This window comes from Klebsiella sp. P1927, from assembly GCF_018204675.1.
Lineage (GTDB): Bacteria > Pseudomonadota > Gammaproteobacteria > Enterobacterales > Enterobacteriaceae > Klebsiella > Klebsiella pneumoniae.
Genome location: NZ_CP073377.1, coordinates 3284164 through 3304060, shown reverse-complemented (window position 1 = coordinate 3304060; position 19897 = coordinate 3284164). Strand labels below are relative to the sequence as shown.

The 19897-nt window shown below is 57.4% G+C and carries 12 protein-coding genes; 8 read left to right on the top strand and 4 right to left on the bottom strand.

The window, feature by feature from the left end; all coding sequences use genetic code 11:
- The first annotated feature begins 99 nt into the window (after window positions 1-99).
- The 8 genes from ftsK (at window position 100) to KB892_RS16740 (ending at window position 13377) form a co-directional block, all read left to right on the top strand.
- Window positions 100-4353 carry a DNA translocase FtsK gene (ftsK, locus tag KB892_RS16775; protein ID WP_004150846.1) on the top strand — a complete coding sequence of 1418 codons (4254 nt, stop codon included), beginning with the start codon at window positions 100-102 and terminating at the stop codon, window positions 4351-4353.
- Window positions 4354-4475: 122 nt separating this feature from the next.
- Window positions 4476-5087: an outer membrane lipoprotein periplasmic chaperone LolA gene (gene lolA / locus KB892_RS16770; RefSeq protein WP_002898132.1), complete on the top strand. Its 612-nt coding sequence runs from the start codon at window positions 4476-4478 to the stop codon at window positions 5085-5087.
- A gap of 8 nt (window positions 5088-5095) precedes the next feature.
- A complete protein-coding gene (rarA, locus tag KB892_RS16765; protein ID WP_002898137.1) occupies window positions 5096-6439 on the top strand; it encodes a replication-associated recombination protein RarA in 1344 nt (447 codons plus the stop codon).
- Between the two features lie 90 nt (window positions 6440-6529).
- A complete protein-coding gene (serS, locus tag KB892_RS16760) occupies window positions 6530-7822 on the top strand; it encodes a serine--tRNA ligase (RefSeq protein WP_002898139.1) in 1293 nt (430 codons plus the stop codon).
- Between the two features lie 200 nt (window positions 7823-8022).
- Window positions 8023-10461: a dimethylsulfoxide reductase subunit A gene (dmsA, locus tag KB892_RS16755; protein ID WP_002898141.1), complete on the top strand. Its 2439-nt coding sequence runs from the start codon at window positions 8023-8025 to the stop codon at window positions 10459-10461.
- Window positions 10462-10471: 10 nt separating this feature from the next.
- A complete protein-coding gene (locus KB892_RS16750) occupies window positions 10472-11089 on the top strand; it encodes a DMSO/selenate family reductase complex B subunit (protein WP_004150845.1) in 618 nt (205 codons plus the stop codon).
- 1 nt (window position 11090) lies between these two features.
- Entirely contained in the window at window positions 11091-11954 is an 864-nt protein-coding gene (locus KB892_RS16745) for a dimethyl sulfoxide reductase anchor subunit family protein (RefSeq protein ID WP_004150844.1), read from the top strand.
- Between the two features lie 274 nt (window positions 11955-12228).
- Window positions 12229-13377 (top strand): MFS transporter, encoded by a 1149-nt coding sequence (locus KB892_RS16740; protein WP_004150843.1) that lies wholly within the window; start codon window positions 12229-12231, stop codon window positions 13375-13377.
- A 162-nt stretch (window positions 13378-13539) separates the two neighbouring features.
- On the opposite strand, the gene pflA is transcribed toward KB892_RS16740, so the two are convergent.
- The 4 genes from pflA to ycaO form a co-directional block, all read right to left on the bottom strand.
- Window positions 13540-14280, bottom strand: a complete 741-nt coding sequence (pflA, locus tag KB892_RS16735) for a pyruvate formate lyase 1-activating protein (protein WP_002898145.1) — start codon at window positions 14278-14280, stop codon at window positions 13540-13542.
- A gap of 191 nt (window positions 14281-14471) precedes the next feature.
- Window positions 14472-16754 carry a formate C-acetyltransferase gene (gene pflB / locus KB892_RS16730; RefSeq protein ID WP_002898148.1) on the bottom strand — a complete coding sequence of 761 codons (2283 nt, stop codon included), beginning with the start codon at window positions 16752-16754 and terminating at the stop codon, window positions 14472-14474.
- Window positions 16755-16805: 51 nt separating this feature from the next.
- Window positions 16806-17663 (bottom strand): formate transporter FocA, encoded by an 858-nt coding sequence (gene focA / locus KB892_RS16725; RefSeq protein ID WP_002898150.1) that lies wholly within the window; start codon window positions 17661-17663, stop codon window positions 16806-16808.
- A 384-nt stretch (window positions 17664-18047) separates the two neighbouring features.
- Complete coding sequence (gene ycaO / locus KB892_RS16720; protein WP_004150842.1) at window positions 18048-19808, bottom strand: 30S ribosomal protein S12 methylthiotransferase accessory factor YcaO; 1761 nt, start codon at window positions 19806-19808, stop codon at window positions 18048-18050.
- Between the last annotated feature and the right edge of the window lie 89 nt (window positions 19809-19897).

Below are 19897 nucleotides of genomic sequence, written 5' to 3'. Positions count from 1 at the left end.
ACTCCTGTTAATCCATACAGCAACAGTGCCGGGGAGACCCGGCGCTGTTGTCCGTTTTAGCAGCAGGCAGGAAACAGCCTGATACCTGGAGAGCCTTTCTTGAGCCAGGAATACACCGAAGACAAAGAAGTCAAACTAACCAAACTCAGCAGCGGGCGCCGACTCCTTGAGGCGATGCTCATCCTTTGCTCCCTCTTCGCCATCTGGCTGATGGCGGCACTACTGAGCTTTAACCCCTCGGACCCCAGCTGGTCGCAAACGGCATGGCATGAGCCTATTCATAATTTAGGCGGCGCCCCCGGTGCGTGGCTTGCCGATACCCTCTTTTTCATTTTTGGCGTCATGGCCTACACCATCCCGGTGATCATCATCGGCGGATGCTGGTTTGCCTGGCGGCATCAGGAAAACGACGAATACATTGATTATTTTGCCGTTTCCCTTCGCCTCATCGGTGCGTTAGCCCTGATCCTGACCTCCTGTGGTCTGGCGGCGATTAACGCCGATGATATCTGGTACTTCGCCTCCGGCGGGGTGATCGGCAGCCTGCTGAGCACCACGCTGCAACCCCTGCTGCACAGCAGCGGCGGCACCATCGCCCTGTTGTGTATCTGGGCGGCCGGGCTGACGCTGTTCACCGGCTGGTCGTGGGTCAGCATTGCGGAAAAGCTGGGCGGCGGCATCCTGTCCGTTCTCACCTTTGCCAGCAACCGTACCCGTCGGGATGATACCTGGGTCGATGAAGGCGAATACGAAGACGACGAGGAAGAGTACGACGACGAAGAGGCGGCCAGGCCGCAGGAATCGCGTCGCGCCCGTATCTTACGCAGCGCGCTGGCGCGGCGTAAGCGTCTGGCCGAGAAGTTTACCAACCCTATGGGGCGTAAAACCGACGCTGCGCTTTTCTCCGGCAAACGGATGGATGACGGCGAAGAGGTGGTGCAATACAGCGCCAGCGGGGCGCCTGTTGCCGCCGACGATGTACTGTTTTCCGGCGCCAGCGCCGCGCGTCCCGCAGAGGATGATGTGCTGTTCTCCGGCGCCAGCGCCGTGCGCCCGGGCGATTTCGACCCTTACGATCCGTTGTTGAATGGCCACAGTATCGCTGAGCCGGTAAGCGCAGCGGCGGCGGCTACTGCCGCGCCGCAGGCGTGGGCAGAATCACCGGTGGGCCATCACGGCGCTGCGCCAGCTTATCAGCCGGAAGCCAGCTATCCGCCGCAGCAGGCCTATCAGCCTGAACCCGCTCCGTTCCAGCAGGCTGCTTATCAGCCGCCAGCGGGGCAAACCGCACCGCAGGCGTATCAGCCTGAGCCAGCGCCGTATCAACAGCCGGTTTACGATCCGCGTGCCGGTCAACCTGCGCCGCAGGCCTATCAGCCTGAGCCAGCGCCGTATCAACAGCCGGTTTACGATCCGCGTGCCGGTCAACCTGCGCCGCAGGCCTATCAGCCTGAGCCAGCGCCGTATCAGCAGCCGGCTTACGATCCGTATGCCGGTCAACCTGCGCCGCAGGCCTATCAGCCTGAGCCAGCGCCGTATCAGCAGCCGGCTTACGATCCGCATGCCGGTCAACCTGCGCCGCAGGCCTATCAGCCGGAGCCAGCGCCGTATCAGCAGCCGGCTTACGATCCCTATGCCGGTCAGCCTGCGCCTCAGACCTATCAGCAGCCGGCTTACGATCCGAATGCCGGTCAGCTCGCGCCGCAGACCTATCAGCAGCCGGCTTACGATCCGAATGCCGGCCAGCCCGCGCCGCAGCCGTATCAGCCGGAGCCAGCGGCGTATCAGCCGCAAAGCGCGCCAGTTCCCCCACCGGAGCCAGAGCCCGAGGTCGTGCAGGAGGAAGTGAAACGTCCGCCGCTCTATTATTTCGAGGAAGTGGAAGAGAAGCGGGCGCGCGAACGCGAGCTGTTGGCCTCCTGGTATCAGCCAATTCCTGAGCCGGAAAGTCCGATTGCCACTAAACCGCTGACGCCGCCGACCACTGCGTCCAAACCGCCAGTGGAGACAACCGTAGTCTCTGCGGTAGCGGCTGGGGTGCATCAGGCTACCGCCGCCAGCGGCGGCGCGGCGGCAGCAACCTCGTCCACTGCCGCATCCGCTGCGGCTACGCCATTGTTCAGCCCGGCGTCCAGCGGCCCACGGGTTCAGGTGAAAGAGGGCATCGGTCCAAAACTACCGCGGCCCAATCGCGTGCGTGTTCCTACGCGTCGGGAACTGGCCTCCTACGGCATCAAGCTACCGTCGCAGCGGGAGGCGGAACAGCGCGCGCGGCAGGCGGAGCGCGATCCGCATTATGATGATGAGCTGCTCTCGGATGAGGAAGCGGATGCTATGGAGCAGGATGAACTGGCTCGCCAGTTCGCCGCCACCCAGCAGCAGCGCTACGGTCATCGCTGGGAAGACGATAACGCGACTGATGACGATGAGGCCGACGCCGCCGCGGAAGCGGAGCTGGCGCGTCAGTTTGCCGCTACCCAGCAGCAGCGGTACGCTACCGAGCAGCCGCCGGGCGCCAACCCGTTCTCGCCGGCAGATTATGAATTCTCGCCGATGAAAACGTTGGTCAATGACGGCCCGAGCGAACCGCTGTTTACGCCGACGCCGGAAGTCCAGCCGCAGCAGCCGGCCCAGCGCTATCAACAACCGGCGGCCGCTCCGCAGCAGGGTTATCAACCTGCGCAGCATCAGCCGATACACCATCAGCCTGTGCCGCCGCAGCCGCAGTCCTATCCGACTGCGTCGCAGCCCGTGCAGCCGCAACAACCGGTTGCCCCTCAGGGGCATCAGCCTGCCGCCCCTGCGCCGCAGGAGAGCCTGATCCACCCGCTGCTGATGCGCAATGGCGATAGTCGACCGCTGCAAAAGCCGACCACGCCACTGCCGTCGCTGGATCTGCTTACCCCGCCGCCGAGTGAAGTCGAGCCGGTGGATACCTTTGCTCTCGAGCAGATGGCACGCCTGGTGGAAGCGCGACTCGCCGATTTCCGCATTAAAGCGGATGTGGTGAACTACTCACCGGGGCCGGTGATCACCCGCTTCGAACTGAATCTGGCGCCTGGCGTTAAGGCCGCACGGATCTCTAACCTGTCACGGGACCTGGCGCGATCGCTGTCAACGGTCGCCGTGCGCGTGGTGGAGGTGATCCCGGGCAAACCGTATGTCGGGCTTGAGCTGCCGAATAAAAAACGCCAGACCGTCTACCTGCGTGAAGTGCTCGACAACGCCAAGTTCCGTGATAACCCATCTCCGCTCACCGTGGTGTTGGGTAAAGACATCGCTGGCGATCCGGTAGTAGCCGATCTGGCGAAAATGCCGCATCTGCTGGTGGCCGGTACCACCGGTTCCGGTAAGTCTGTTGGCGTCAACGCCATGATCCTCAGCATGCTCTACAAGGCGCAGCCGGAAGATGTGCGTTTCATTATGATCGACCCGAAAATGCTCGAGCTGTCGGTCTACGAAGGAATTCCGCACCTGCTGACGGAAGTAGTCACCGACATGAAAGACGCCGCCAATGCGCTGCGCTGGAGCGTCAATGAGATGGAGCGCCGCTACAAGCTGATGTCGGCGCTGGGCGTGCGTAACCTCGCGGGCTACAACGAGAAGATCGCCGAAGCCGCGCGCATGGGACGTCCGATCCCGGATCCGTACTGGAAGCCTGGCGACAGCATGGACGCCGTACATCCGGTGCTGGAAAAACTGCCGTACATCGTGGTGCTGGTGGATGAATTCGCCGATCTGATGATGACCGTCGGCAAAAAGGTGGAAGAGCTGATCGCTCGCCTGGCGCAGAAAGCGCGCGCGGCGGGGATCCACCTGGTGCTGGCGACACAGCGTCCGTCGGTAGATGTTATTACCGGCCTGATTAAGGCCAACATCCCGACGCGCATCGCCTTTACCGTGTCGAGTAAAATTGACTCACGTACCATTCTCGATCAGGGCGGCGCGGAATCGCTGCTGGGTATGGGGGATATGCTTTACTCCGGGCCGAACTCTACCACGCCGGTGCGTGTCCACGGGGCGTTTGTGCGCGACCAGGAAGTCCACGCCGTGGTTCAGGACTGGAAAGCCCGCGGTCGCCCGCAATATGTGGATGGCATTACCTCCGACAGCGAAAGCGAAGGCGGCGGTGGCGGCTTCGACGGCGGGGAAGAGCTGGATCCGTTGTTCGATCAGGCAGTCAACTTTGTGACCGAGAAGCGCAAAGCGTCGATTTCCGGGGTTCAGCGTCAGTTCCGCATCGGCTATAACCGTGCCGCGCGTATTATCGAACAGATGGAAGCGCAGGGTATCGTCAGCGAGCAGGGCCATAACGGTAACCGCGAAGTGCTGGCGCCGCCGCCCTTTGAATGAGTGCAAAGTTGGGTAAATAAGCGCAAAATCAGCCAATTCTTCTGTCCCGCCGCCGCCGGCGGTCCTACAGTAGGGGCAGAAGAGGCTCCCGCGTCGGGAGTGACGCACATTAAGGAAGAACAATGAAAAAACTCGCAATCACCTGTGCATTACTGTCTGGTATGGTCGTCAGCCAGGTCTGGGCAGATGCGGCCAGCGACTTAAAAAGCCGTCTTGATAAAGTGAGCAGCTTCCATGCCAGCTTCACGCAAAAAGTCACCGACGGCAGCGGTAACGCCGTGCAGGACGGGCAGGGAGACCTGTGGGTGAAACGCCCGAACCTGTTTAACTGGCATATGACCCAGCCGGATGAGAGCGTCCTCGTTTCGGATGGTAAAACGCTGTGGTTCTATAACCCGTTCGTCGAGCAGGCCACGGCGACCTGGCTGAAAGACGCTACCAGCAACACGCCGTTTATGCTGATTGCCCGCAACCAGTCCAGCGACTGGCAGCAATATAATATCAAGCAAAATGGCGATGATTTTGTGCTGACGCCAAAAAGCGGCAGCGGCAACCTCAAGCAGTTCACGATCAACGTCGGTCGGGACGGCACTATCCATCAGTTCAGCGCCGTCGAGCAGGATGATCAGCGCAGCAGCTATCAGCTGAAATCGCAGCAGAACGGCGCCGTCGACGCAGCTAAGTTCACCTTTACGCCGCCGAAAGGGGTGACGGTGGACGATCAACGTAAGTAGAGGCGAAAGTGAGCAATCTGTCGCTCGATTTTTCCGACAACGCGTTTCAACCTCTGGCCGCTCGCATGCGGCCAGAAAATTTAGCGCAGTATATTGGCCAGCAGCACCTGCTGGCGCCGGGTAAACCCCTGCCGCGGGCCATTGAGGCCGGGCACCTGCATTCGATGATCCTCTGGGGGCCGCCGGGTACCGGCAAGACCACTCTGGCGGAAGTGATTGCCCGCTACGCCAGCGCCGATGTCGAACGGATCTCAGCGGTAACCTCCGGGGTGAAAGAGATTCGCGAGGCTATTGAGCGCGCGCGGCAAAATCGCAACGCCGGCCGGCGGACCATCCTGTTTGTTGACGAAGTGCATCGCTTTAATAAAAGCCAGCAGGATGCCTTTCTGCCGCATATTGAAGACGGCACCATTACTTTTATTGGCGCGACCACCGAAAACCCCTCCTTTGAGCTTAACTCGGCGCTGCTCTCCCGCGCTCGCGTCTACTTACTGAAATCGCTCACCACCGACGATATCGAGCGGGTGCTTGACCAGGCGATGAACGATAAAACCCGCGGCTACGGCGGCCAGGATATCATTTTGCCGGATGAGACCCGCAGGGCCATTGCCGAGCTAGTGAACGGCGACGCGCGGCGAGCGCTGAATACCCTGGAAATGATGGCCGATATGGCCGAAAGCGATGACTCGGGCAAGCGGGTGCTGAAGGCGGAACTGCTGACCGAGATCGCCGGCGAGCGTAGCGCGCGCTTTGATAATAAAGGCGACCGGTTCTACGATTTGATTTCTGCTCTGCATAAGTCGGTGCGCGGAAGCGCGCCGGATGCGGCACTTTACTGGTACGCGCGGATCATCACCGCCGGCGGCGATCCGCTGTACGTTGCCCGCCGCTGTCTGGCGATTGCCTCGGAAGATGTCGGCAACGCCGACCCGCGGGCGATGCAGGTCGCTATTTCGGCGTGGGATTGCTTTACCCGCGTCGGGCCGGCGGAAGGCGAACGGGCGATTGCCCAGGCCATCGTCTATCTGGCCTGCGCGCCGAAGAGCAACGCGGTGTACACCGCCTTCAAAGCGGCGCTGGCCGACGCGCGGGATCGTCCTGACTACGACGTTCCGGTTCATCTGCGCAATGCGCCGACGAAGCTGATGAAAGAGATGGGCTACGGCCAGGAGTATCGTTACGCTCATGACGAACCCAACGCCTACGCCGCCGGCGAGCAGTACTTCCCGCAGGAAATGGCGCAAACGCGCTATTATCACCCGACAAACCGGGGGCTTGAGGGCAAAATTGGCGAAAAGCTCGCCTGGCTCGCTGAACAGGATCAAAATAGCCCGATAAAACGCTACCGCTAATTGAGGCGTTGCGGTAAGGTTATTACACTATTTCCGTGGTCGTAGTCTGCGGCCACTTTTCTTTTTTAATTCGATAAGCACAGGATAAGCATGCTCGATCCCAATCTGCTGCGTACCGAGCCAGACGCAGTCGCAGAAAAACTGGCACGCCGGGGCTTTAAGCTGGATGTAGATAAACTTCGCGCGCTTGAAGAGCGTCGTAAAGTTCTGCAGGTGCAAACGGAAAACCTGCAGGCGGAGCGTAACTCCCGATCGAAATCCATTGGCCAGGCGAAAGCGCGCGGGGAAGACATCGAGCCATTACGCCTGGAAGTTAACAAGCTTGGCGAACAACTGGATGCTGCAAAATCCGAGCTGGAAACGCTGCTGGCGGAAATTCGCGATATCGCGCTGGCGATCCCGAATATTCCTCATGATGATGTGCCGGTTGGTCGCGATGAAAACGACAACGTTGAAGTTAGCCGCTGGGGTACGCCGCGTCAGTTCGATTTTGAGGTGCGCGATCATGTGACGCTGGGTGAAATGCACGGGGGGCTGGATTTTGCCGCCGCCGTTAAGCTCACCGGCTCGCGCTTCGTGGTGATGAAAGGGCAGCTGGCCCGTCTGCACCGCGCCCTGGCGCAGTTCATGCTGGATCTGCACACCGAACAGCATGGCTACAGCGAAAACTATGTCCCGTACCTGGTAAACCAGGACACCCTGTATGGCACTGGCCAGCTGCCGAAATTCGCCGGCGACCTGTTCCATACCCGTCCGCTGGAAGAAGAGGCTGACAGCAGCAACTACGCGCTGATCCCGACGGCGGAAGTGCCGCTGACCAACCTGGTGCGCGATGAAATCATCGACGAAGACGATCTGCCGATCAAAATGACCGCCCATACGCCGTGCTTCCGCTCTGAAGCCGGTTCCTATGGCCGCGACACCCGCGGTCTGATCCGTATGCACCAGTTCGATAAAGTTGAAATGGTGCAGATCGTCCGCCCGGAAGACTCTATGGCCGCGCTGGAAGAGATGACCGGTCACGCCGAGAAAGTGCTGCAGCTGCTGGGCCTGCCGTACCGTAAGGTCGCGCTGTGCACCGGCGATATGGGCTTCAGCGCCTGCAAAACCTATGACCTCGAAGTATGGGTTCCGGCGCAAAACACTTATCGTGAGATCTCCTCCTGCTCCAACGTCTGGGATTTCCAGGCGCGTCGTATGCAGGCTCGCTGCCGCAGCAAGTCCGATAAGAAGACCCGTCTCGTTCATACCCTGAATGGTTCTGGCCTGGCAGTAGGTCGTACGCTGGTGGCGCTGATGGAAAACTATCAGCAGGCTGATGGCCGTATCGAGATCCCGGAAGTGCTGCGCCCGTATATGCGCGGCCTCGAATATATCGGCTAAACTTCTCACTCCTTCTTTTAAAAGCGCCTGCGGGCGCTTTTTTTACGCCCTTATTGATACCGGGCAATAATCCTTTTCGCGAATGCAGTGATACTCCCTTTGGATTAAACCAGCATAAAAAACCAATAATATCGCAAAGCATTATATATATGTCTATATAACGCTTGTCAGTTTATTGTGAGCAACCAAAGCGAGTATCCATGAAAATTAAAGCCCCTGATGCTTTACTGGCTGCTGAGGTAAGCCGCCGTGGTCTGATGAAAACCACGGCAATAGGCGGCCTGGCGCTGGCCAGCAACGCACTAACGTTACCTTTTACCCGACTGTCGCATGCTGCCGATACGCCGGCGCCCGCCAGTGAGAAGGTGGTCTGGAGCGCCTGCACCGTCAACTGCGGTAGCCGTTGCCCGCTGCGCATGCACGTGGTGGATGGCGCGATTAAATACGTCGAAACCGATAATACCGGTGATGATAACTATGACGGTTTGCACCAGGTCCGCGCCTGCCTGCGTGGGCGTTCAATGCGCCGCCGGGTCTATAATCCGGACCGTCTGAAGTACCCGATGAAGCGCGTTGGTAAACGCGGTGAGGGCAAGTTCGAGCAAATCAGCTGGGAAGAGGCGTTGGATACCATCGCCAGCAATATGCAGCGGCTGATTAAAGAGTACGGCAACGAATCCATCTATCTGAACTACGGCACCGGCACGCTCGGCGGGACGCTGACCCGCTCCTGGCCGCCGGGGAAAACGCTGATTGCCCGTCTGATGAACTGCTGCGGTGGCTATCTCAACCATTATGGCGACTATTCATCAGCGCAGATTGCTGCCGGTCTGAATTACACCTACGGCGGCTGGGCGGACGGCAACAGCCCATCGGATATTGAAAACAGTCAGCTGGTGGTGCTGTTCGGCAATAACCCCGGCGAAACGCGGATGAGCGGCGGCGGGGTGACGTACTACCTTGAACAGGCGCGGCAGAAATCCAATGCCCGGATGATAATCATCGATCCGCGCTATACCGACACCGGCGCCGGGCGTGAAGATGAATGGATCCCGATTCGTCCTGGGACCGATGCGGCACTGGTTTCGGGCCTCGCGTGGGTGATGATCACCGAGAATCTGGTCGACCAGCCTTTCCTCGATAAATACTGCGTGGGATACGACGAGAAAACGCTGCCCGCCGGTGCGCCAGCCAATGGTCATTACAAAGCTTACATTCTTGGCCAGGGCATTGACGGTATCGCCAAAACGCCGGAGTGGGCCTCGACAATTACCGGTATTCCGCGCGAACGCATTGTTAAACTGGCGCGCGAAATTGCCACCGCCAAACCGGCCTATATTAGCCAGGGCTGGGGTCCGCAGCGTCACGCCAACGGAGAGATCGCCACCCGCGCCATCTCAATGCTCGCCATTCTGACGGGTAACGTCGGGATCAACGGCGGCAATAGCGGGGCGCGCGAGGGCTCGTATAGTCTGCCTTTTGAGCGTATGCCGACGCTGGAGAATCCGGTTGAGACCAGTATCTCGATGTTTATGTGGACCGATGCGATTGAGCGCGGCCCGGAAATGACCGCTCTGCGCGACGGCGTACGCGGTAAAGATAAGCTCGACGTGCCGATCAAAATGATCTGGAACTATGCGGGCAACTGTCTGATTAACCAGCATTCTGAGATCAACCGGACCCACGAAATCCTGCAGGACGACAAGAAATGCGAGATGATTGTGGTCATTGACTGCCATATGACCTCCTCGGCGAAATACGCTGATATTCTGCTGCCGGACTGTACCGCCTCCGAGCAGATGGATTTCGCGCTGGATGCCTCCTGCGGCAACATGTCCTACGTTATCTTTGCCGATCAGGCCATCAAGCCGCGCTTTGAATGCAAAACCATCTATGAGATGACCAGCGAACTGGCAAAGCGTCTGGGCGTCGAAGAGCAGTTTACCGAGGGCCGTACCCAGGAAGGCTGGATGCGCTATCTGTATGAGCAGTCGCGCAAAGCGATTCCCGACCTGCCGGATTTCGACACCTTCCGTCAGCAGGGCATCTATAAGCAGCGCGATCCGCAAGGTCATCATGTGGCCTACAAAGCCTTCCGTGAGGATCCGCAGGCTAATCCGCTGACAACGCCTTCGGGCAAGATCGAAATTTACTCGCAGGATCTGGCGAAAATCGCGGCCACCTGGGAGTTGCCGGAAGGGGATGTTATCGATCCGCTGCCGATCTACACCCCGGGTTTCGAAAACTACAACGATCCGCTGACAGCGAAATACCCGCTACAGCTCACCGGCTTCCACTATAAATCTCGCGTCCACTCGACCTACGGCAACGTCGATGTGCTGAAGGCCGCCTGTCGGCAGGAGATGTGGATTAACCCGATCGACGCCCGCAAGCGCGGCATTGCCAACGGCGATCGTATTCGCATCTTCAACGATCGGGGTGAAGTGCATATCGAAGCGAAGGTGACGCCGCGCATGATGCCGGGCGTCGTCGCGCTGGGGGAAGGGGCCTGGTACAACCCGGACGCCTCGCGTGTGGATCAGGCGGGCAGCATCAACGTGCTGACCACCCAGCGTCCGTCGCCGCTGGCGAAGGGAAACCCGTCGCATACCAACCTTGTTCAGGTTGAGAAGCTGTAAGGAGTAACCGATGACAACTCAGTATGGATTTTTTATTGATTCCGCCCGTTGCACCGGTTGCAAAACCTGCGAACTGGCCTGTAAGGACTACAAGAACCTGACCCCGGAGGTCAGCTTCCGCCGCATCTATGAATATGCCGGCGGCGACTGGCAGGAGGACAACGGCGTCTGGCAGCAGAACGTGTTTGCCTATTACCTCTCAATCGCCTGTAACCACTGTGAAGATCCGGCCTGCACCAAGGTCTGTCCGAGCGGCGCGATGCATAAGCGCGAAGACGGTTTTGTGGTGGTCAACGAAGAGGTATGCATTGGCTGCCGCTACTGCCATATGGCCTGCCCGTACGGCGCCCCACAGTACAACGCCGACAAAGGCCATATGACCAAGTGCGATGGCTGTCACGAGCGCGTCGCCGAGGGGAAAAAGCCGATCTGCGTCGAGTCCTGCCCGCTGCGGGCGTTGGATTTCGGGCCGATTGCCGAACTGCGCGCTAAGCACGGCCAGCTGGCCGCGGTAGCGCCGCTGCCGTCGGCGCACTTTACCCGGCCGAGTATCGTTATCAAACCTAACGCCAATGCCCGGCCGTGTGGCGATACCACCGGTTACCTGGCGAACCCGAAGGAGGTGTGAGATGGGAAACGGATGGCATGAATGGCCGCTGATGGTCTTTACGGTCTTCGGCCAGTGCGTCGTAGGCGGCTTTATTGTTCTGGCGCTGGCGCTGATGACAGGCAAGCTTTCCCGTGAGCAGGAGCAGCGCGTGGTGGGCAGCATGTTCGGCCTGTGGGTATTGATGGGGATCGGGTTTATTGCCTCGACGATGCACCTTGGCTCGCCGCTGCGGGCCTTTAATTCGCTGAATCGCGTGGGAGCCTCGTCGCTGAGTAATGAAATCGCCAGCGGGGCGATCTTCTTCGCCGTCGGCGGAATTGGCTGGCTGCTGGCCGTGTGCAAAAAGCTGCCTGCCGGCCTGCGGAGCCTGTGGCTGGTGGTGACCATGGTGCTGGGCGTGATTTTCGTGTGGATGATGGTGCGGGTATACAACACCATCGACACGGTGCCGACCTGGTACACCGTTTGGACGCCGCTGAGCTTCTTCCTGACGCTGTTTATCGGCGGTCCACTGCTGGGCTACCTGCTGCTGCGCGTCGCAGGCGTCGATGGTTGGGCGCTGCGCCTGCTGCCGGTGGTTAGTTTGCTGGCGCTGCTGGTCAGTATTATGGTGGTCGTGATGCAGGGAAGTGAACTTGCCACCATCCGCAGCTCAGTTCAGCAGGCCTCCGCCCTGGTGCCGGATTACGGGTTGCTTATGGCCTGGCGCGTGGTGCTGCTGGCCCTGGCCCTGGCCTGCTGGTGCGTGCCGCAGATTCGCGGCCGCAAACCGGCGGTCTCGCTGCTCGGCCTGGCCTTTGTTCTGATACTGGCGGGAGAGATGATCGGCCGCGGCGTATTCTATGGCCTGCATATGACCGTTGGGATGGCTGTCGCCAGTTAACTACCTCCATCATGCCGGTGCCTAACCACCGGCATGATGAAAACGTGCTGTCGATAGATGAAATTTTTCAACTGAAATTAACTTCGGCATTTATTAATAAACCAGCAAAAACAATAGCGTATTATCTGTTGTCTCACCTTTTTCCATCCTCTGGATAAAAAACTTCTATCGTAGCCGACAAAACCGCGTCACGCCTGATTTCAGGTGGATTGACAATGTTTTTAGCAGTGGCATGATGCGCTCGCGATCTGAACATTCCTCACGGTTTTTACCCATGACCATCTACACCCGGCCAGTGCAAATGCTGCTCTGTGGCCTGCTTTTATTGACCCTGGCGATAGCGGTGCTGAATACGCTCGTCCCGCTCTGGCTCGCCCATGAAAACATGCCAACCTGGCAGGTCGGCATGGTGGGGTCATCCTATTTTACCGGCAACCTGGCAGGTACGTTGCTGGCCGGCTGGGTGATCAAGCGCCTGGGGTTTAACCGTAGCTATTATCTCGCATCGTTAATTTTCGCCGTCGGCTGCGTAGGGCTGGGGATCACCGTTGGCTTCTGGACATGGCTGAGCTGGCGTTTTATCGCCGGCGTAGGTTGCGCGATGATCTGGGTGGTGGTGGAAAGCGCGCTGGTTTGCAGCGGCACTTCCCGCAGTCGCGGTCGTCTGCTGGCGGCGTACATGATGGTCTATTACGTCGGTACCGTACTGGGCCAGCTGATGGTCAGTAAATTACCCACCGATTTAATGAGCGTCCTGCCGTGGGTGACCGGCCTGGCGCTGGCGGCGATCCTGCCGTTGCTGTTTACCCGCATTATGGGGCAGGCAGAAGAGCCGCATGAAACGGTACGTATCTGGCCGATGCTGAAGCTACGCCAGGCGCGCCACGGGGTCAATGGCTGTATTATTTCGGGGATTGTCCTCGGCTCGCTGTATGGCCTGATGCCGCTGTGGCTGAACCATCAGGGCGTCAGCGACTCCGGCATCGGCTTCTGGATGGCGGTGATGGTGAGTGCGGGGATCCTCGGCCAGTGGCCGGTAGGGCGCCTGGCAGACCGCTACGGTCGCCTGCTGGTGCTGCGGGTACAGGTCTTTGTGGTCATTCTGGGATGTCTGGCGATGCTTAGTCAGGCGGCAATGGCCCCGGCGCTGTTTGTGCTTGGGGCATCTGGTTTCACGCTGTATCCGGTGGCGATGGCCTGGGCCTGTGAAAAAGTGGAGCACCATCAGCTGGTGGCGATGAATCAGGCGCTGCTGATGAGCTATACCATCGGCAGCCTGCTGGGCCCGACCCTGACGGCGATGCTGATGCAGAACTTCTCAGACAACCTGCTGTTTATCATGATCGCCAGCGTGTCGTTTATCTATCTGCTGACCCTGCTGCGCAAAGCCGGGCATCATCCGACGCCGGTGGCGCACGCCTGACCCTGCAACGCGCAGCGCATGCTGCGCGTCATCTGCTGCAATCGCATAGGCTTACTGCTGCAGAGAGGACAAGTCGTTTTTCATGAGAATGAAACGGCGGGGCGGACACAGCTTCCCACGCCGTTGCAGGCCGGCATAAGCGCATCACCGGCCCGGGCGGGATTAGTACATTACTTTGTGACCATACTGCTCAAGGATGCCTTTTACCCGCTCCATGGTCTCTTTCTTCGGCGGATGGACGCCGTCCAGCTTGTACTCTTCGCCCATCGCTACCCATTTGTGTTTACCCAGCTCATGGTAGGGCAGCAGCTCGATTTTTTCGACATTGCCCATATCGCGGGTAAATTCGCCCAGGCGGTGCGCGGAATCATCATCGTCTGACCAGCCGGGAACCACCACGTAGCGGATCCAGACATTGATATTCTTCTTCGCCAGATACTGGGCGAATTCCAGCGTACGATGGTTAGAGACGCCGACCAGGTTCTGGTGAATCTCATCGTTCATCTGCTTGAGATCCAGCATCACCAGGTCTGTTACCTCCAGCAGCTCGTCGATAACCGGATCGTAGCGACGTACGAAGCCGTTGGTATCCAGGCAGGTGTGGATGCCTTCTTTCTTACACGCGCGGAACCAGTCGCGAACAAACTCCGCCTGCAGGATCGCCTCACCGCCCGAGGCGGTGACGCCGCCGCCGGAAGCATTCATAAAGTGACGATAGGTCACCACCTCTTTCATTAATTCTTCAACGGTGATTTCTTTGCCGCCGTGGGTATCCCAGGTGTCACGGTTATGGCAGTACAGGCAGCGCATCAGGCAGCCCTGGAAAAAGGTAATAAAGCGGATGCCCGGGCCATCAACGGTACCACAGGATTCAAAGGAGTGAATGCGACCAATAACTGACATTGCGGTGTTTTCTCCAGATGTGGCCCATCCGGGGCCGTGTTGGTGCGCAGCTCAGCGGCTGCGTCGAGTCTGTTTTGACAGGTACCCAAAGTATAGATAACTGGCAAAGCAGGCTGGGGTGGGGAATGCTTGTTAAAAAGGCCCCACTGATGTGGGGCCTTTATTGTACGCCTTTTCAGTCAGACAGGGAATTACATGGTCTGAGTGAAGGTACGGGTAATAACATCCTGCTGCTGTTCTTTGGTCAGGGAGTTAAAACGTACGGCGTAGCCAGATACGCGGATGGTCAGCTGCGGATATTTTTCCGGGTTTTCCATCGCGTCGAGCAGCATTTCGCGGTTCATGACGTTCACGTTCAGGTGCTGACCACCTTCGATGGACGCTTCGTGATGGAAGTAACCATCCATCAGACCTGCCAGGTTGGTCTTACGAACTTCGTCGTCTTTACCCAGCGCGTTCGGCACGATAGAGAAGGTATAAGAGATACCATCTTTCGCGTAAGCAAACGGCAGTTTAGCGACGGAGGTCAGAGAGGCTACTGCACCTTTCTGGTCACGGCCGTGCATCGGGTTAGCACCTGGACCGAACGGCGCGCCAGCGCGACGACCGTCTGGGGTATTACCGGTTTTCTTACCGTACACCACGTTAGAGGTGATGGTCAGAACAGACTGAGTCGGGATAGCGTTGCGGTAGGTGTGCAGTTTCTGAATTTTCTTCATGAAACGTTCAACCAGGTCAACGGCCATGTCATCGACGCGAGGGTCGTTGTTACCAAACTGCGGGTATTCGCCTTCGATTTCGAAGTCGATAGCCAGACCGTCTTCGTCACGAATCGGTTTAACTTTCGCATATTTGATAGCAGACAGGGAGTCAGCAGCAACGGACAGACCAGCGATACCACACGCCATGGTGCGGATAACGTCACGGTCGTGCAGCGCCATCAGAGAGGCTTCGTAGCTGTACTTGTCGTGCATGTAGTGGATGATGTTCAGCGCGGTGACGTACTGTTTAGCCAGCCAGTCCATGAAGTGATCCATGCGATCCATTACTTCGTCGAAGTTCAGGACGTCGCCTTTGATCGGTTCAGATTTCGGACCAACCTGCATTTTCAGTTTTTCATCCACGCCGCCGTTGATAGCGTACAGCATGGTTTTCGCGAGGTTAGCGCGAGCGCCGAAGAACTGCATTTGCTTACCAACAACCATCGGGCTTACGCAGCATGCGATAGCGTAGTCGTCGTTGTTGAAGTCCGGACGCATCAGGTCATCGTTCTCATACTGCAGAGAAGAGGTATCGATGGACACTTTAGCGGCGAATTTCTTGAAGCTCAGCGGCAGTTTTTCAGACCACAGGATAGTAATGTTCGGCTCCGGAGACGGCCCCATGGTATACAGGGTGTTCAGGAAGCGGAAGCTGTTTTTGGTCACCAGAGTACGGCCGTCAACGCCCATACCGCCGATGGATTCCGTTGCCCAAATCGGGTCGCCGGAGAACAGTTCATCATATTCCGGGGTACGCAGGAAGCGAACCATACGCAGTTTCATGACCAGGTGGTCAACCATTTCCTGCGCGTCTTGCTCGGTGATTTTACCCGCCTGCAGGTCACGCTCGATGTAGATATCCAGGAAGCTGGAGGTACGACCGAAGGACATTGCCGCGCCGTTCTGAGATTTCACGGCAGCCAGGTAACCGAAGTAGGTCCACTGAATCGCTTCCTGAGCGGTGGTCGCCGGACCGGAGATGTCATAGCCATATTTAGCCGCCATCTCTTTGATCTGGCCCAGTGCGCGGTGTTGTTCAGCGATTTCTTCACGCAGACGGATGGTCGCTTCCAGGTCTTCGCCGCTTTCCAGTTTCGCTTGCAGAGAGTTGAACTGGGCGAATTTGTCTTTCATCAGGAAGTCGATACCGTACAGCGCAACGCGACGGTAGTCACCGATGATACGACCACGACCGTAAGCATCCGGCAGACCCGTCAGCACGCCGGATTTACGGCAGCGCAGGATGTCCGGGGTATAGACGTCGAAAACGCCCTGGTTGTGAGTTTTACGGTACTCTGTGAAGATTTTTTTCAGCATCGGGTCCAGCTCGCGATTATACGCTTTGCAGGAACCTTCAACCATTTTGATACCACCGAACGGGATGATCGCACGTTTCAGCGGCGCTTCGGTCTGCAGACCAACGATTTTTTCCAGACCTTTCTCGATATAGCCCGCGTCGTGAGAGGTGATGGTGGAAGCCAGGGCAGTGTCAAAATCAACAGGCGCGTGAGTGCGGTTTTCCTGTTTTACACCTTCCATTACGGTGTCCCACAGCTTGGTGGTCGCTTCAGTCGCGCCAGCCAGGAAGGATTCGTCGCCTTCATATGGGGTGTAGTTTTTCTGAATAAAGTCACGGACGTTGACTTCATTCTGCCAGTCACCTTTCGCAAAACCTTCCCAGGCTGTGGCTAACTTTTCATTAAGCTCGGACATGTAACACCTACCTTCTTAAGTGGATTTTTTATTTACTGCCTGAAACAACCCTTAGTGATGGTCGTTGCCACGCAGGTAAATGACCCAGTATGTCAACCCGACCAGCAGACCCCCGCCGATAATGTTCCCGATAGTTACCGGAATCAGGTTATCAGTGATGAAGTTCATAACGGTCAAGTGAGAGAAACTTTCCGGAGTCGAACCGATGGCGGTCCAGAATTCCGGGCTTGCAAAGTTGCGGATTACGATACCCATCGGGATCATAAACATGTTGGCGATGCTGTGCTCAAAGCCGCTGGCAACGAACATCGCTACCGGCAGGACCATGATCATCGCTTTATCCATCAGGCTACGACCGGAATAGCTCATCCATACGGCGAGACAAACCATCAGGTTAGCGAGGATACCCAGGCTCACGGCCTCCACAAAAGTATGATGCATTTTGTGGTCGGCGGTCTGCAGAACGTTTAGCCCCCAGCCGCCGTTGGCAGTCATATATTCGCCTGATAACCACATCAGCAGCACAAACAGCAGCGCGCCCACCAGGTTACCAAAATAGACGTTGAGCCAGTTTTTTGCCAGTTGCCCCCAGGTAATTCGACCGCTGGCTTTGGCCACCACGATCAGTACCGTAGAGGTAAAGAGGTCAGCGCCGCAGATAACGCACAGAATCAGACCCAGAGAAAAACAGATCCCACCGATAAGTTTGGCAATCCCATAAGGCATCGCGGCAGTGCCGGTGGTCGCGGTGATATAGAATACGAAAGCGATGGAGATGAAAACGCCAGCGGTGATCGCCAGATAAAACGTCTTCATCGGATGCTTCGTTGCTTTATAGACACCTGCTTCTTCGGCGACTTTCGCCATCGCGGCAGGGAGCAAAAGATCAAAAGGGTTGTCAGCTTTCACACTAACTCTCTCTTTATATAAGTTGGCGGTGAGATACTAACAAAGCATTATAGAAGGGAAATTGATATAGATCATATCTCACCGGAACTATATGCCTTTTTAGTGTGTGGTTTTTATTGAAATTATCAGTAAGCTCATGAAATGTATAGAGAAAATAATTTTTAAATTTTATAAATAATGTTGAATTTTTTCTTTTTTACCCCATTTTTGAGTTAATTAAAATGGAGTATTTTTATTAAATTTAACAATTGATAAATGATGAAATGGCGTTATTTAACATTAATTAACTTTACAACTACAAATTATAGGAGGCGCTTTCTTAGGGTTAAATAACGGAGCCGCTGAGGGCTCCGTTGTAAGCATGAACGATGGCGCAAGCTGGGCTTATTTTGCCCAAAACGCCGCTTTCGCCCGCTGCAGTTTTTCATAGGCTTTCAGCAGCGACTGATGGGCCGGGAAGGCCTGCAGATCGCTATCGACCGCCTGGAGACCATAGAACGGCGCTTCCCCGCTCAGCGCCGCGCTGGCGGCTTCGACCGCGTCTGCGCCGTACATACGGATGAAGGCGTTCAGGTACTGCAGTGGCTGACGCTCTTCTTCCTGGCTCAGCAGCAGCAGGGTTTGCAGACAGCGATAGTAGTTCGCGCGCTCCGCGCTGAAGACCGAAGCATTAAATTCCATGGTCCACTCGGTCCAGATCAGCGCCTGTTCCAGATCGCCGCCGGCCAGGGCCAGCATCGCTTTCAGCTCGCCGACGCGCAGGGTATACCAGCCGTTGTCTTTTCCGGTGGCGAGCCCCAGCAGTTCGCGAACGCGGGTGAAATCATCCAGACCCTCATCGTCCATCTGCTCGATCAGCGCCAGGTAATCTTCTTTATCCCACTCGCTGCCCGGCAGGGACAGAATGGTGTCCCGCAGATGAGCGCCCATGCTGTTGTTCGCCAGCCACAGGTCTTCCGCCGGGTATATGTCCGACATCCCCGGGACGATGATACGGCAGGCGTAAACGCCCAGGTGCTCGTAGTCGGCGATGTACACTTCTTTATCTTCGGCCTTGAAGATGGCCATCAGGGTGGCGAACTCTTCTTCGGTAGTACCAGAGAAGCTCCAGTCAACGAATGGATAGTCGGCGTCCTGCTTGAACATATCCCAGGAGATCAGGCCGCTGGAGTCGATAAAGTGGGTTTCGAGGTTCGCGTGCTCGGCGACCTCTTCGTCATCGAAGGTTGGCGGCGTGAAGACGTCGAGGTCTTTCAGGCTGCGGCCCTGCAGCAGTTCGGTGACGGTTCGCTCCAGCGCCACGCCAAAGTCCGGGTGGGCGCCGAAGGAGGCGAAGCAGGTGCCGTTAGCCGGGTTAAACAGCACGACGCAGATAACCGGATATTTGCCGCCGAGCGAGCCATCATAGGCAAAGATCGGGAAACCTTCAGCTTCCAGTTTGGCGATCGACTCCACGACGCCCGGATAGCGCGCCATGACTTCCGCCGGGATCTCCGGCAGGCTGATGCTTTCAGCGATGATGCGGTTTTTAATGTGACGTTCAAAGACCTCTGACAGACCCTGTACCCGCGCTTCGTTGCGGGTGTTACCGGCGGACATGCCGTTGGAGACGTACAGGTTGCCGACAATATTCATCGGAATATAGACGGTTTCGCCGTCGGACTGGCGGGTAAAAGGCAGACCGCACACGCCGCGCTCATCGTTACCCGACTGCAGATCCACCAGCATACTGGCCGTTAACTGATCGTCAGGATCGTAGAACGCGCGCAGGCGGGCATCCAGCAGACCTTCCGGGACTTCATCATCCTCAGTCAGCGGGAACCACTTTTCGTTCGGGTAGTGAACAAACGGGCCGTTAGCGATTGTGTCGCCTAACCAGAAGTCGGCGAAGAAATAGTTAGTGGACAGACGTTCGAAATATTCGCCCAGCGCGGAGGCCAGGGCTGCCTTTTTGGTGGCGCCTTTACCATTGGTAAAGCACAGCGCGCACGCTTTATCGCGAATGTGAACGGACCACACGTGCGGCACCGGGTTCAGCCACGAGGCCTCTTCGATATCAAATCCGAGGTCGAGCAATTTCTGCTGGAAGCGAGCGATGGAATCTTCCAGGGCGGCATCTTTGCCGGGAATAAACGTTTGGGTCATGGCGATCACTTTTGTCGTACGGAAAGCGCGCAATGATACGGCTTTTATCTGACAGGTGCTATCTCCATCATCTGGCTATGCTTAGAGGC

Excerpts from the sequence above, each read along its gene's own strand:
- lolA (WP_002898132.1), top strand. The coding sequence starts at position 4,476 with ATGAAAAAACTCGCAATCACCTGTGCATTACTGTCTGGTATGGTCGTC.
- serS (WP_002898139.1), top strand. The coding sequence starts at position 6,530 with ATGCTCGATCCCAATCTGCTGCGTACCGAGCCAGACGCAGTCGCAGAA.
- dmsA (WP_002898141.1), top strand. The coding sequence starts at position 8,023 with ATGAAAATTAAAGCCCCTGATGCTTTACTGGCTGCTGAGGTAAGCCGC.
- KB892_RS16750 (WP_004150845.1), top strand. The coding sequence starts at position 10,472 with ATGACAACTCAGTATGGATTTTTTATTGATTCCGCCCGTTGCACCGGT.
- KB892_RS16745 (WP_004150844.1), top strand. The coding sequence starts at position 11,091 with ATGGGAAACGGATGGCATGAATGGCCGCTGATGGTCTTTACGGTCTTC.
- KB892_RS16740 (WP_004150843.1), top strand. The coding sequence starts at position 12,229 with ATGACCATCTACACCCGGCCAGTGCAAATGCTGCTCTGTGGCCTGCTT.
- pflA (WP_002898145.1), bottom strand. The coding sequence starts at position 14,280 with ATGTCAGTTATTGGTCGCATTCACTCCTTTGAATCCTGTGGTACCGTT.
- pflB (WP_002898148.1), bottom strand. The coding sequence starts at position 16,754 with ATGTCCGAGCTTAATGAAAAGTTAGCCACAGCCTGGGAAGGTTTTGCG.
- ycaO (WP_004150842.1), bottom strand. The coding sequence starts at position 19,808 with ATGACCCAAACGTTTATTCCCGGCAAAGATGCCGCCCTGGAAGATTCC.